Annotated in this window: 10 protein-coding genes; 6 read left to right on the top strand and 4 right to left on the bottom strand. The window is 72.7% G+C overall.

Annotated elements, in window-relative coordinates; all coding sequences use genetic code 11:
* Positions 1-105 precede the first annotated feature (105 nt).
* From leuA to IPZ69_RS04050, 6 genes are all read left to right on the top strand, one after another.
* Positions 106-1827: a 2-isopropylmalate synthase gene (gene leuA, locus IPZ69_RS04075; RefSeq protein WP_235452266.1), complete on the top strand. Its 1722-nt coding sequence runs from the start codon at positions 106-108 to the stop codon at positions 1825-1827.
* A 183-nt stretch (positions 1828-2010) separates the two neighbouring features.
* The gene (locus tag IPZ69_RS04070) at positions 2011-2706 is read left to right on the top strand and encodes a tellurite resistance TerB family protein (RefSeq protein ID WP_235452264.1); all 696 of its coding nucleotides are present in this window, start codon (positions 2011-2013) and stop codon (positions 2704-2706) included.
* 143 nt (positions 2707-2849) lie between these two features.
* A complete protein-coding gene (locus IPZ69_RS04065; protein WP_235452262.1) occupies positions 2850-4964 on the top strand; it encodes an MMPL family transporter in 2115 nt (704 codons plus the stop codon).
* Between the two features lie 47 nt (positions 4965-5011).
* Positions 5012-6238, top strand: a complete 1227-nt coding sequence (locus tag IPZ69_RS04060) for a sensor histidine kinase (RefSeq protein WP_268834209.1) — start codon at positions 5012-5014, stop codon at positions 6236-6238.
* Positions 6235-6900, top strand: a complete 666-nt coding sequence (locus IPZ69_RS04055) for a response regulator (RefSeq protein ID WP_235452259.1) — start codon at positions 6235-6237, stop codon at positions 6898-6900. The genes IPZ69_RS04060 and IPZ69_RS04055 overlap by 4 nt, the downstream gene beginning before the upstream one ends.
* A 2-nt stretch (positions 6901-6902) precedes the next feature.
* The gene (locus IPZ69_RS04050; RefSeq protein ID WP_235452257.1) at positions 6903-8168 is read left to right on the top strand and encodes a sialidase family protein; all 1266 of its coding nucleotides are present in this window, start codon (positions 6903-6905) and stop codon (positions 8166-8168) included.
* Here the strand turns inward: IPZ69_RS04050 and IPZ69_RS04045 are convergent.
* The 4 genes from IPZ69_RS04045 to IPZ69_RS04030 are packed head-to-tail and all read right to left on the bottom strand — an operon-like array spanning position 8099 to position 12985.
* The gene (locus tag IPZ69_RS04045; RefSeq protein WP_235452255.1) at positions 8099-9034 is read right to left on the bottom strand and encodes a dihydrodipicolinate synthase family protein; all 936 of its coding nucleotides are present in this window, start codon (positions 9032-9034) and stop codon (positions 8099-8101) included. The two genes, IPZ69_RS04050 and IPZ69_RS04045, sit on opposite strands and share 70 nt — an antisense overlap.
* Positions 9034-10050 carry an oligopeptide/dipeptide ABC transporter ATP-binding protein gene (locus IPZ69_RS04040; RefSeq protein WP_235452254.1) on the bottom strand — a complete coding sequence of 339 codons (1017 nt, stop codon included), beginning with the start codon at positions 10048-10050 and terminating at the stop codon, positions 9034-9036. Before IPZ69_RS04040 ends, IPZ69_RS04045 begins: the two co-directional genes overlap by 1 nt.
* Positions 10047-12026, bottom strand: coding sequence for a dipeptide/oligopeptide/nickel ABC transporter permease/ATP-binding protein (locus tag IPZ69_RS04035; RefSeq protein WP_235452252.1), 1980 nt, complete (start codon positions 12024-12026; stop codon positions 10047-10049). The genes IPZ69_RS04040 and IPZ69_RS04035 overlap by 4 nt, the downstream gene beginning before the upstream one ends.
* A complete protein-coding gene (locus tag IPZ69_RS04030; protein WP_235452251.1) occupies positions 12026-12985 on the bottom strand; it encodes an ABC transporter permease in 960 nt (319 codons plus the stop codon). The genes IPZ69_RS04035 and IPZ69_RS04030 overlap by 1 nt, the downstream gene beginning before the upstream one ends.
* Between the last annotated feature and the right edge of the window lie 12 nt (positions 12986-12997).

Genomic DNA, 12997 nt, shown 5'->3' with positions numbered 1-12997 from the left:
GCCTGTAGTCAAGGCCGACTCCCTCCCCGCGGAGCTTGGTGTTGCGTCGTCGGCCGTCCTTCCGGACACCGGACACACCGGACTTCTAGAGGAGCCCACGCAATCATGGCGAACCGCCAGCAGCCCAGTTCCATGCCGATCCACAAGTACGGCCGGTACGAGCAGGTCGACATCTCGGACCGCTCCTGGCCCCAGAACCGGATCACCGCCGCCCCGCGCTGGCTCTCCACCGATCTGCGCGACGGCAACCAGGCCCTGATCGACCCCATGTCGCCCGAGCGCAAGCGCCGGATGTTCGACCAACTGGTCAAGATGGGCTACAAGGAGATCGAGGTCGGCTTCCCGGCCTCCGGCCAGACCGACTTCGACTTCGTGCGCTCGATCATCGAGGAAGAGGGCGCGATCCCGGACGACGTCACGATCTCCGTACTGACCCAGGCCCGCGAGGACCTGATCGAGCGGACGGTGGAGTCCCTGAAGGGCGCCAAGCGCGCCACGGTCCACCTGTACAACGCCACCGCCCCGGTCTTCCGCCGGGTCGTCTTCCGTGGCTCCAAGGACGACATCAAGCAGATCGCCGTCGACGGCACCCGCCTGGTGATGGAGTACGCCGAGAAGCTGCTGGGCCCCGAGACCGAGTTCGGCTACCAGTACAGCCCCGAGATCTTCACCGACACCGAGCTGGACTTCGCGCTGGAGGTCTGCGAGGCGGTCATGGACGTCTGGCAGCCCGGCCCGGGCCGCGAGATCATCCTGAACCTGCCCGCCACGGTCGAGCGCTCCACCCCCTCCACCCACGCCGACCGCTTCGAGTGGATGGGCCGCAACCTGTCCCGCCGCGAGCACGTCTGTCTGTCCATCCACCCGCACAACGACCGCGGCACGGCCGTCGCCGCCGCCGAACTGGCCCTGATGGCCGGCGCCGACCGCGTCGAGGGCTGCCTGTTCGGCCAGGGCGAGCGCACCGGCAACGTCGACCTGGTCACCCTGGGCATGAACCTGTTCTCCCAGGGCGTCGACCCGCAGATCGACTTCTCCGACATCGACGAGATCCGTCGTACGTGGGAGTACTGCAACCAGATGGAGGTCCACCCGCGCCACCCGTACGTGGGCGACCTGGTCTACACGTCCTTCTCCGGCTCCCACCAGGACGCCATCAAGAAGGGCTTCGACGCCATGGAGGCCGACGCCGCGACCAAGGGCGTCACCGTCGACGACATCGAGTGGGCCGTCCCGTACCTGCCGATCGACCCGAAGGACGTCGGCCGCTCCTACGAGGCCGTCATCCGGGTCAACTCGCAGTCCGGCAAGGGCGGTATCGCCTATGTCCTGAAGAACGACCACAAGCTGGACCTGCCGCGCCGGATGCAGATCGAGTTCTCGAAGCTCATCCAGGCGAAGACGGACGCCGAGGGCGGCGAGGTCACGGCGGGCGACATCTGGTCGGTCTTCCAGGACGAGTACCTGCCGAACCCGGACAACGCGTGGGGCCGCATCCAGGTCCGCACCGGCCAGTCGACCACCGACACGGACGGCGTCGACACGCTGACCGTCGAGGCCACCGTCGACGGCGAGGACACCGTCCTGTCCGGCACCGGCAACGGCCCGATCTCCGCCTTCTTCGACGCCCTGCAGTCCATCGGCGTCGACGTACGCCTGTTGGACTACCAGGAGCACACGATGAGCGAGGGCGCCTCCGCGCAGGCCGCCTCGTACATCGAGTGCGCGATCGACGGCAAGGTTCTGTGGGGAATCGGCATCGACGCGAACACGACGCGTGCGTCGCTCAAGGCGGTCGTGTCCGCCGTCAACCGCGCGACCCGCTGATACCTCTGACCGGCACTTTCGGAGCTCCGGCCGCCCTCTACGGCGGCCGGAGTTCCGTCGGTTATCGGCCATCCGGACGGGCAGGTCACGGAAAGGTCTCCTCCGGGGTACTGACTCCACCTCGACAATGTGGCTAACATCACGCCAGCGCGGCGATGTTGCCGCGGCCTTAGGAGGTGCGACGTGCTGCCAGTACGGGGACGAGACGGCCGTGCCACCAGGCCTGTGCGCATCATGGGCACCCGCACCGCGTGGACGCCCGTCGGCGACGGCGAGTTCTTCTGCCCGGGTTGCGGGGGCGACCGCAACTACCAGCGGCTCACCGGGCGCCGCCGCTTCACCCTCCTGGGCGTGCCCGTGCTGCCGCGCGGCGCGACCGGACCCGTCGTGGAGTGCGCGGCCTGCCGCCACCACTTCGGCACCGACGTCCTCGACCATCCGACCACCTCCCGCTTCTCCGCGATGCTCCGCGACGCCGTGCACACCGTCGCCCTGGCCGTGCTGGCGGCCGGCGGCACCTGCTCGCGTACGTCGCTGGAGGCCGCCGCGGGCGCGGTCCGCGGGGCCGGCTTCCCGGACTGCACCGAGGACCAGCTCGCCGCGCTGGTGGACGCGCTGGCCGCGGACACCGGCCGGGTTTTCGACCAGCCCTGCGGCGCGAGCCTGGCCATAGAGCTGCACGAGTCCCTCGACCCGCTGGCCCCGCACCTGGCCGGACCCGGCCGTGAGTCGATCCTCCTCCAGGCCGCCCGCATCGCCCTCGCCGACGGCCCCTACACCCCCGCCGAACGCGAGGTCCTCATCACCATCGGCGCCGCCCTCACCATCTGCTCGGACGACGTGACCCGGCTGCTGGCGGCCGCGCGTACGCCGTCCTGATACTCCCCGGGGAGTAGTCGGGCCGCCCGGCCACCCGGCGGAGTACCCCCGAACTCGCCCTCCCGCGCGACGATTCGCGCCCGCCGCGGCGGAAGTCTGGAGACCGTACCCAGACATCCGCTCCGGAGGGAGGGCCCGTTTCCATGGGGGCCGCAGAAACGAGACGTACCCGACGGCGGGCCATTCCGTGGCTGCTGCTCGCGCTGTGGATCGGCGTGCTCGCACTCGCCTCGCCGTACGCCTCGAAACTCGCCGACGTGCAGCGCAACCAGGTCACCGACTACCTGCCCGCGAGCGCCGACTCCACTCGGGTCGCGAAGATCCAGCACCGGCTGCCGGGCGGTGAGAGCACCGAACTGGTCGTCGTCTACCACCGCGACGGCGGACTCACCGCCGCCGACCGGGCCGCGGCGGGGGAGCGGCTCGCGACGATCGCCCGGCAGCACCGGCTGACGGGCACACCGCGCGGCGTCCCGTCCCGCGACGGCACCACCCTCATGTACCCGGTCGCCAGCAACGAGCCCGGCACCGACGAGAAGAAGCGCGACGCCCTCGTCGACGACGTCCGCCGGATCGCCGGGGACGCCGGGGACTCCGCGGACACCAAGGGCACAGCCGGGCTGACGGTCGAGGTCGGCGGCCCCGCCGCGCTGTCCACCGACGCCTCCGAGGTCTACGCCGGACTCGACGGACCGCTGCTCTACACCACCGTGGCCGTCGTCGCCGTACTGCTCATCCTCATCTACCGCAGCCCGCTGCTGTGGCTGGTCCCGCTGGTCGTCGCCGGCAGCGCCGACTTCCTGTCCATGGGCGTGGCCTACGGCCTCAACCAGGCCTTCGGCACGACCATCTCGGGCCAGAGCCAGGGCGTGATGACCATCCTCGTCTTCGGCGCCGGCACCGACTACGCCCTGCTGCTCGTCTCCCGGTACCGGGAGGAGCTGCGGCGCCACGAGCGGCCGTACGACGCGATGCGCGCCGCGCTGCGCGGCTGCGGGCCCGCCGTGCTCGCCTCCTCCGGCACGGTGGCCGCCGGACTGCTGTGCCTGCTCGCCGCCGACCTCAACTCCAGCCGCGGGATGGGCCCGCTGGGCACCGTCGGCGTGCTGTGCGCCCTCGCCACCATGCTGACCCTCCTGCCGGCCGTCCTCGTCCTGCTCGGCCGGCGGGTGTTCTGGCCGTTGGTGCCCGCGTACGGCAGCACGCCCAAGGCCCGCCGGTCGCTGTTCGCCGCGATGGGCACCTCCGCCGGGCGCCGCCCGCGCACCGTGCTCGCCGCCGGTGCCGTCCTGCTCGGCGCGCTCGCCCTCGGCGCCCTGAACCTGCCCGGCGCGCTCAAGCAGCAGGACACCTTCGTCGACCGGCCCGAGTCCGTGGCCGCCATCGAGACCCTCGCGCGGGCCTACCCCGAGCGGTCCGCCCAGCCCGTCGACGTCATCACCCCGGCGGACCGGGCCGACGCCACCCTGGCCACGGTCCGCGGCACCCACGGCGTCGTGAGCGCGCAGCGGGGCCGTACCGGCGGGGGCTGGACCGAGGTCTCCGTGATCACCGCCGCGCCGCCCCAGTCCGCCGCCGAGACCGCCACCATCAAGGAGCTCCGGCACGCGCTCAAGGGCTCCTACGTCGGCGGCCCCAGCGCCCAGCAGCTCGACCTGTTGGACACCAACGCCCGCGACCGGCTGGTCGTCGTGCCGATCGTCCTCCTCTCCGTCCTGCTGATCCTGGTCGCCCTGCTGCGCTCCCTGGTCGCGCCGCTGATCCTGGTGGCCGCCGTGGTCGCGGTGTGGGGTGCGGCGCTCGGCATCGGCGGGCTGGTGTTCGGACCGCTGCTCGGCCTGCACGGCACGGATCCCGGGCTCGGGCTGCTGTCCTTCGTGTTCCTGGTCGCCCTCGGCGTCGACTACGGCATCTTCCTCATGCACCGCATGCGGGAGGAGTCCCGGAGCATCAAAGAGCACGGCGCCGAACCGGCCGCCGCCGCGCTCACCGCGCTGCGCACCACCGGCGGGGTGATCGCCTCCGCGGGACTCGTCCTCGCGGCCACCTTCGCGGTCCTCGTCAATATGGGTCTGGTCCCGCTCGTCGAGCTCGGCTTCGTCATCGCGGTCGGTGTGCTGCTGGACACCTTCCTCGTCCGGACCTATCTGGTGACCAGCGCGAGCGTGGCGCTGGGCCGGGCGGTGTGGTGGCCGGGCCGGCTGTCGCGGGCACCGGAGCCGGTGGCGCCGCGACCCGCGCCGGAGCCGGTGAGCTGACGTACCGGGCGCCCCTGCCCGACGCGGGGGCGCCCGCCTACCGGAAGATGAACCTCGTGCAGGCAATCCTCATCGACAGCCGGCCCGGTCCCGGCACCCGGATCCGCGCGGCCCTCGGGTTCACGCCCCGCGACACCCTGCGGCAGGACGCGGCCCTCGCGGCCGGCCTCGCCGTCGTCGCGTCCGTCCTCGCGGCCGCCGGCCTCGGCAGCGGGCGGGATCCGGACGCGGTCGGCTGGACCCTGCTGCTCACGGCCCATGTGCCGCTGGTGTGGCGGCGGCGGGCGCCGATGGCGGTGCTGTGCGTCGCGCTCGCGCTGATCGTCACGTACCACGAACTCGACTTCAACCACTCCGCGCCCACCGCCGCCTCGATGGCCGCGCTCTACACGGTCGCCGAGTCCCGGAACCTGCGGCGCACCCTGCTGATCGGGGCCGGCGTCATCGGGCTCATGGTGGTCCTGAAGATCGATGACGGCATGGCCGGGGTCGCGGAGAGCATGCGCATCACCGGCTGGGTCATCGCCATGCTCGTCATCGGCGGCTACATCCGCGTCCACCGGGAGAACGTGGCCGCCGCCGTGGAGCGGGCCGAGCGCGCCGAGCGCACCCGCGAGGAGGAGGCCCGCCGCCGGGTCGCCGAGGAGCGCCTGCGCATCGCCCGCGACCTGCACGACCTCCTCGCCCACAGCATCACCCTGATCGGCGTCCGGACCTCGGTCGCCGCGCACGTCCTCGCCGCCGACCCCGCACGACTGGACCGCGAGGCCGTCGCCCAGGCCCTCGACGACATCGCCGAGACCTGCCGCACGGCCCGCGGTGAGATCCGTACGACCCTGGAGGTCCTGCGCGACGGGGAGCACGGCTCGCCGGACAACCGCGGCCCCCTGCCCGGCCTGCACGGTCTGCCCGACCTCGCGGCGGCAGCGCGGGCGGCGGGGCCGGCCGTCGAGCTGACGGTGCGGGCCGAGGAGGCGCCGCCCGCCGTCGGCGCGGCCGCCTACCGCATCGTGCAGGAGGCGCTCACCAACGCGGTCCGGCACGGCGGGCGGGCCGACCTGTCCGTACGGGTCAGCGTGGCCGAGCGGGACGGCGCGCTGCGCGTCGAGGTCACCGACGACGGCGCGGGCGCCGCGGACGGCACCCCCGGCTTCGGACTGGTCGGCATGCGGGAGCGGGCCCGCAGCGTGGGCGGCACCCTTCAGGCCGGGCCCTCGGCGCGGGGCGTGGGCTTCGAGGTGACGGCGGAACTGCCGCTGGAGGGAGCGCGATGAGCCCCGTCCGTGTGCTGCTCGCCGACGACCAGACCCTCGTACGGGCCGCCTTCGCCATGCTCGTCGAGTCGGCGCCGGACATGGAGGTCGTCGGTCAGGCCGGCACCGGCCGCGAGGCCCTGCGGCTGGCCCGCCAGGAGCGTCCCGACCTCGTCGTCATGGACATCCGCATGCCCGACCTCGACGGCATCGAGGCCACCCGGCTCATCGTCGCCGACGAGGAGCTGGCCGGGGTGCGGGTGCTGGTCCTCACCACCTACGACACCGACGAGAACATCGTCGAAGCGCTGCGCGCGGGCGCGTCGGGCTTCCTGGTCAAGGACACCCGTCCGGTGGAACTTCTCGACGCGATCCGGACGGTGGCGGCGGGCGACTCCCTGCTCTCCCCGGGCCCCACGGCCCGCCTCATCACCCGCTTCCTGCGCAGCCCCTCCGCACCGACGGCGGGCGGCCCCGAATGCCTCTCCGACCGGGAGCGCGAGGTCCTCACCCTGGTCGCACGGGGTCTGAACAACACGGAGATCGCCGACGCCCTGGGCCTGAGCCCGCTCACGGCCAAGACCCACGTCAGCCGGATCATGGGCAAGCTGGGGGCACGGGACCGGGCGCAGTTGGTCATCGTGGCGTATGAGTCGGGGATGGTGACGCCGGGGAGTATGTAACGGTGACCCAATTGAGCCGCACTCTCATCGCCGTCACCGCGCTCCTCACTCCGCTCACCGTCACCCAGGCCGCCGCCACCGAGGCCGCCACCCCCGGTTGCGCGTCCTCCGTGCCGTACGTCTCCGGTGAGGGCGGCTACGACACGTACCGCATCCCCGCCACCGTCACCACCCCGGGCGGAGTCGTCCTCGCCTTCGCCGAGGGCCGGCACAACGGCGCGGGGGACACCGGCGACATAGACGTGGTGCTCAGGCGGTCCGCCGACGGCGGCTGCACCTGGGGGCCGACGGCCGTGGTCGCCGCCGGGGACGGGGACACCCGCGGCAACCCGGCGCCGGTGGTCGATCCGCGCAGCGGCGACGTCGTGCTGCTCACCTCGTACAACAGCGGGGCCGTGACGGAGGCGCAGATCATGCGCGGCGAGGTCACGCCCGAGCAGAGCCGCCGGGTGTTCGTGCAGCGCAGCCGGGACGGCGGCCGCCACTTCACGCCCCCGCGGGACATCACGTCCGAGGTGAAGCCGTTCCGCTGGCGCTGGTACGCCACCGGTCCCGGGCACGCCCTCGCCCTGACCCGGGGCCCGCACCGGGGCCGCCTGGTCGTGCCCGCCAACCACTCGGCCGCCCCGCCCCCGGGCTCCCCGGACACCGGCCAGGAGTCCCGGTACTACGGCGCCCACGCCCTCTACAGCGACGACGGGGGCCGCACCTGGCGGCTGGGCTTCGTCGACGACTCGTACGACGGCGTGAACAACTCCAACGAGAGCACCGCCGCCCAGCTCCCGGACGGCAGGCTGTACTTCAACTCCCGCGACCAGAACGGCAGCAGCCCGGGCAACCGCCTCGACAGCTACTCCTTCGACGGCGCGCGGACCCTCGACCGCCCCTACACCGTCCAGCCCACCCTGAACGACGTCCCGGTGGTCGAGGGCTCCGTCCTGCAGCTGCGCGGCGGCACGGCCCCGCTGCTGTTCTCCGGGCCGTCCGTGCCCACCGCCCGCCAGTCGATGGCGCTCTGGCGCAGCACGGACGGCGGGGCGACCTTCACCAAGGAGCTGACCCTGTCCCAGCAGCGGGCCGCCTACTCCGACCTCGTGCAGCTGGGCCACGACACCGTCGGGATCCTGTACGAGACGGGAGTGTCGGGTACGTACGAGACGATCGAGTTCCGGCGGCTGCGGGGGCTGGGTGCCCCGGGTCAGAGCAGTCCCGCGCCCGCCAGGAACTTCTCGACCTTCTCCAGCTCGGCTCCCGACAGCGGCACCTGAGGCTCCGCCGTCACCGGGCAGTCGATGATGCCGCGCAGGTGCAGTGCCGCCTTGAAGGCGCCGAGGGCCGAGGAGCTGCCGCCCATCCGGGCGGGGTCGCCGGCGGCCACCATGCCGAACAGGGCGCACAGCCGTTCCTGCTCGGCCCGGGCGCCGTCCCAGTCGCCCGCCCGGCACAGGCGGTAGAGGCGGACGTAGCCGTGCGGGTCGACGTTGGCGAGGCCCGGCACGGCCCCGTCGGCGCCCAGCGCGAGGGCCGCGTCGACGACGAGTTCGGAGCCGGTGAGCACGCTGAAACCGGCCGTGTCCGGGCGGGTCGCGGCCTGGGTGACGACCTCCCGGAACCCGGCCAGGTCGCCGCTGGAGTCCTTCAGGCCCGCCAGCACGCCGTCGGCGGCCAGCTCCAGGACGAGGTCGGCGGGGAGCTTGCTGTGCACGGCGACCGGGATGTCGTACGCGATGACCGGGACAGGGCTGCCCGCCGCGACCAGCCGGAAGTGGCGGGCGATCTCGGCGGGGTGGGTGCGGGTGTAGAAGGGGGCGGTGACCACGACCGCGTCCGCGCCCGCCGCCGTGACCTGCGCGACGTGATCCAGCACCCGGGGGGTCGTCATGTCGATGACCCCGGCCAGGACCGGCAGCCGGCCGCCCAGGTGGGCGGCCACCGACTCGACCACCAGCCTGCGCTGCCGGTCCGTCAGATACGCGGCCTCCGAGGTCGAGCCGAGCAGGAACAGCCCGTGGACCCCGGCCTCCGCCAGGTGGTCGACCAGCCTGAGCAGCGAGGGGACGTCCACCTCGCGGTCCGGTGTCAGGGGCGTGCAGACGGGTGGTACGACACCGGTCAGCGGGGTGGGAAGAGTCATCAAGGCTCCCTGGGAAGACTCTGGCGCACGAGGTCGCGGGTCGACTGGTCCTCCTCCACAGGATGATGACAACGGTAGCGATGTCCCGGGCGCGACGCGGCCGAAAAGTCCGGCATGACCGAAACGCAGTGGTCGTCCGCCTTCCAGCAGCGGGTCCGGAAGGGGCAGCCGCTCGGCGGACGGGTCGCCGACGGCACCGGGCCGGTCAGCGGGATCGGGTCGATCGGGTCGAGCAGACCGGGAGTGGCGGAGAACAGGGCGCGAGTGTACGGGTGCCGGGCCTGGTCGGTGACGCGGCCGGCCGGGGTCTCCTCGACGATCCGGCCGAGGTACATGGTGATCACGCGGTCGCTCATCCGCCGTACCGTCTGGATGTCGTGCGAGACGAAGACCAGGGCCAGGCCGAGACGTTCCTTCAGGTCCAGGAGGAGGTTGAGGATCTGGGCCCGCACCGAGACGTCGAGCGCGCTCGTGGGCTCGTCCGCGACCACCAGGTCGGGGTCCAGGGCCAGCGCGCGGGCGATGGCGACGCGCTGGCGCTGGCCGCCGGAGAGCTGACCGGGCAGGGCGTCGGCGAGCGCCCGGGGCAGACCCACCAGGCCCATCAGCTCACGTACGCGCTCCTCGCGCCCCGTCCTTGTGCCCCGGTCGTGGACGTCCAGCGGGTCCCGCAGGATCCGCCGCACGGGCAGCCGGCGGTTCAGGGCCGTCGACGGGTCCTGGAAGATCATGCCGGCGCCGGCCCCGACGGCCGTCCGGCGCTCGGCGGGGGACATCGACCACAGGTCCCGGCCCTGGAAGGCCACCGTCCCTGAGGTCGGCCGCTGGATGCCCACCAGCACCTTGGCCAGCGTCGACTTCCCGCAGCCCGACTCGCCCACCACACCGACCGTCTCACCGGGCGCGACGGCGAGGTCGGCGCCGGTCAGGGCGTACACCCGGTCCCGGGTGAACACCCCGCCGCTGCGGGCCTTGTGGACGACATGGGCGTCCGACACCTGCACGACCGCGTTCACGTCACGGCCTCGCTCTCCGTCGTCACCGGATCGACCGCCGGATGGTGGCAGGCCGCCGTGTGCGTGGGCGTGCCCACCAGGTCCGGCGCGGTGGTGTGGCACACCTCGCTCGCCAGCGGGCAGCGGTCCGCGAACCGGCAGCCCGCCGGGAAGTCGGCGGGGGACGGGACGACGCCCTTGATCTGCGTCATCCGCTCGGCCGCCGACTCCAGGGACAGCACGCTGCCGAGCAGACCGCGCGTGTAGTGGTGGGCCGGTGCCGCCACCAGGTCGGCGGTCACACCCGTCTCCACGATCTGCCCGCCGTACATCACGACCACCCGGTCGGTGACGTCCGCGACCAGCGCCAGATCGTGCGAGACCAGGATCAGCGCGAAGCCCAGCTCCTCCCGCAGCCGCAGCAGCAGCTCTATGACCTGCGCCTGCACGGTCACGTCCAGCGCGGTCGTCGGCTCGTCGGCGACGATCAGCTTCGGGTCGCGGGACAGCGCCATGGCGATCAGCACGCGCTGACGCTGGCCGCCGGAGAGCTCGTGCGGGTAGCTGCGCAGGGTGCGTTCGGGGTCGAGGCCGACCATCGTCAGCAGTTCCCGGGCCGACCGCCTGCCGCCGCGCCGCACCAGCTGCCCCAGTTGGGCGCGGATGGTCATCGCCGGATTCAGCGAGGACAGCGCGTCCTGGTACACCATCGCCATCTCGTGGCCCAGGAGCCGGCGCCGCACCCGCATCGGCTCGGCGAGCAGATCCCGCTGGTGGAACCGGATCTGGCCGCCGACCCGCGCGCCCTTGGGCTCCAGCCCCATGATCGTGAGGGCGGTCAGCGACTTGCCGCAGCCCGACTCGCCCACCAGGCCCAGCACCTCGCCGGGCCGCACCTCGAAGCTGATGCCGTCGACGATGTCCACGCCCCGGTGGCGCCCGGCGAAGCCGATGGCGAGGTTCTCCACCGCCAGTACCGGCTGCGTGCCCGGGTCGGGCAGCGGCCGGGCCCGGGCGCGCAGCCGCTGGGCGGCCTGCGTCAGCCCGGTCAGCGGGAGCACCTCGCCGCTGCCCGGCCGCGGCGCCTCCAGGCGGTCGTCGTCCTCCCGCACCTCCACGTCCCGGGCCGCCGGGGCCGCCCACGCGTCGGAGACGCCCTCGGACAGTATGTTCAGCGACAGGACGGTCACCAGCATCAGCAGCCCGGGGAACACGGTGGCCCACCAGCCGCCGGTCAGCACCATGTTCTTGCCGTCGGCGATGACGCTGCCCCACGACGGGTCGGGCGGCCGCACGCCGGCGCCGATGAAGGACAGCGACGCCTCGAACACGATGGCCTCGGCGACCTGGACCGTGCAGAAGACCAGGACGGGGGCGGCGCAGTTGACGGCCACGTGCCGCAGCACGATGTGCGGGGTGCGGGCGCCGATCACGCGCTCCGCGGTGACGTAGTCCTCGCCGTACTGGTCGAGCACGTTCGCCCGCACGACCCGGGCCACCGGCGGTGTGAACAGGAACGCGATGGCACAGATCAGTACGGTGATGCCGCCGCCGAAGACGGCGACGAGCACGGCGGCCAGCGCGATGCCCGGGAACGCCATCACCACGTCCAGGCAGCGCATCAGCGTCTCGTCGACGGCCTTGCGGGAGGTGGCCGCCGCCGCCCCGATCAGCGCCCCCACGACGAGGGCGAGCACCGTCGCGCCGAGCCCGATGGCCAGCGACCAGCGGGCCCCGTACATCAGCCGGCTGAGGATGTCCCGGCCGAGGCTATCCTGTCCCATCCAGTGGCCGGCGGACGGGTGCCCGGTGCCGTCCACCGGCGTCTGCTGGTCCAGCGGGTCGTCCGGGGCGAGGACCGGCGCGAGCAGGGCCGTCAGCGCGACGACGGCGAGGAAGCAGACCGCCGTCTTCGACAGCGGCGGCAGCCGGCGCCAGCCGCGCAGCCGGACGCCGGGCCGGGACAGGCGCCCGGTGAGGTTCTTCCGCGTGTCCATCAGCTCGCGTCCCTCAGTCGCGGGTTGACCAGGAGATAGAGGATGTCGATGACGAGGTTGACGACGACGAACCCGATCGCCGTGGTCAGGACGACACCCTGGACGACCGCCGGGTCGCCGTTCTTCACCGCGTCGATCATCAGCTTGCCCATGCCGGGCAGCGAGAAGATCGTCTCGATGACCACCGCGCCGCCCAGCAGATAGCCGACGCGCAGACCGAGCACGGTCAGCGGGTTCATGAGCGCGTTGCGCAGCACGTTGCGGCCCACCACCACGCGCGGCGGCAGCCCGCTGCCGATCGCGGTGCGGACGTAGTCCTTGTCCAGCTCCTCCACCACCGAGGTGCGCACGATCCGGGTCAGCTGTGCGGCCACTGGCAGGGAGAGGGCGAACGCGGGCAGCGTCATCGTCTTCAGCCAGCCGGTGAAGGAGTCGGCCGGGTTGATGTAGCCGCCGGTCGGGAACCAGCCCTGGTCCACCGCCAGGTACTGGATCATCAGCAGCGCCAGCCAGAAGCCGGGGGCCGCGACCCCGGTCAGCGAGACGACCCGGATGATCTGGTCGGGCAGCCGGTCCCGGTAGATCGCCGCGGTCACGCCGCCGACCAGCGAGAGCACCACCGCGATGCCGAGCCCCAGGAAGGTCAGCTGGAGCGTGAGCGGCAGCGCGGTGGTGACCTGCTCGACGACCGGCGCCCGGGTCAGGGCACTGGTGCCCATGTCACCGTGGAGCAGGTCGCCGACGAAGTCGACGTAGCGGACCGGGAGCGGATCGAGCAGACCGTTGCGCTCCCGGAAGTCGTGCAGCTGCTGGGGCGTCGGATTGGCGCCCTGGAAGAACGCGGACGCCGGGTCCACGTCCGAGAACCGCATCACCAGGAACACGAACAGCACGATGCCGAGCATCAGCGGCACCAGCAGGGTGACGCGGCGCAGCAGGATCCGGACGACGGCGACCACGCGATGTCAACT

It is taken from the genome of Streptomyces olivochromogenes, assembly GCF_021538895.1.
GTDB lineage: Bacteria > Actinomycetota > Actinomycetes > Streptomycetales > Streptomycetaceae > Streptomyces > Streptomyces olivochromogenes_A.
This window is presented reverse-complemented; position numbering and strand designations above follow the sequence as displayed.

Excerpts from the sequence above, each read along its gene's own strand:
- leuA (WP_235452266.1), top strand. The coding sequence starts at position 106 with ATGGCGAACCGCCAGCAGCCCAGTTCCATGCCGATCCACAAGTACGGC.
- IPZ69_RS04065 (WP_235452262.1), top strand. The coding sequence starts at position 2,850 with ATGGGGGCCGCAGAAACGAGACGTACCCGACGGCGGGCCATTCCGTGG.
- IPZ69_RS04035 (WP_235452252.1), bottom strand. The coding sequence starts at position 12,026 with ATGGACACGCGGAAGAACCTCACCGGGCGCCTGTCCCGGCCCGGCGTC.
- IPZ69_RS04045 (WP_235452255.1), bottom strand. The coding sequence starts at position 9,034 with ATGACTCTTCCCACCCCGCTGACCGGTGTCGTACCACCCGTCTGCACG.
- IPZ69_RS04060 (WP_268834209.1), top strand. The coding sequence starts at position 5,012 with ATGAACCTCGTGCAGGCAATCCTCATCGACAGCCGGCCCGGTCCCGGC.
- IPZ69_RS04055 (WP_235452259.1), top strand. The coding sequence starts at position 6,235 with ATGAGCCCCGTCCGTGTGCTGCTCGCCGACGACCAGACCCTCGTACGG.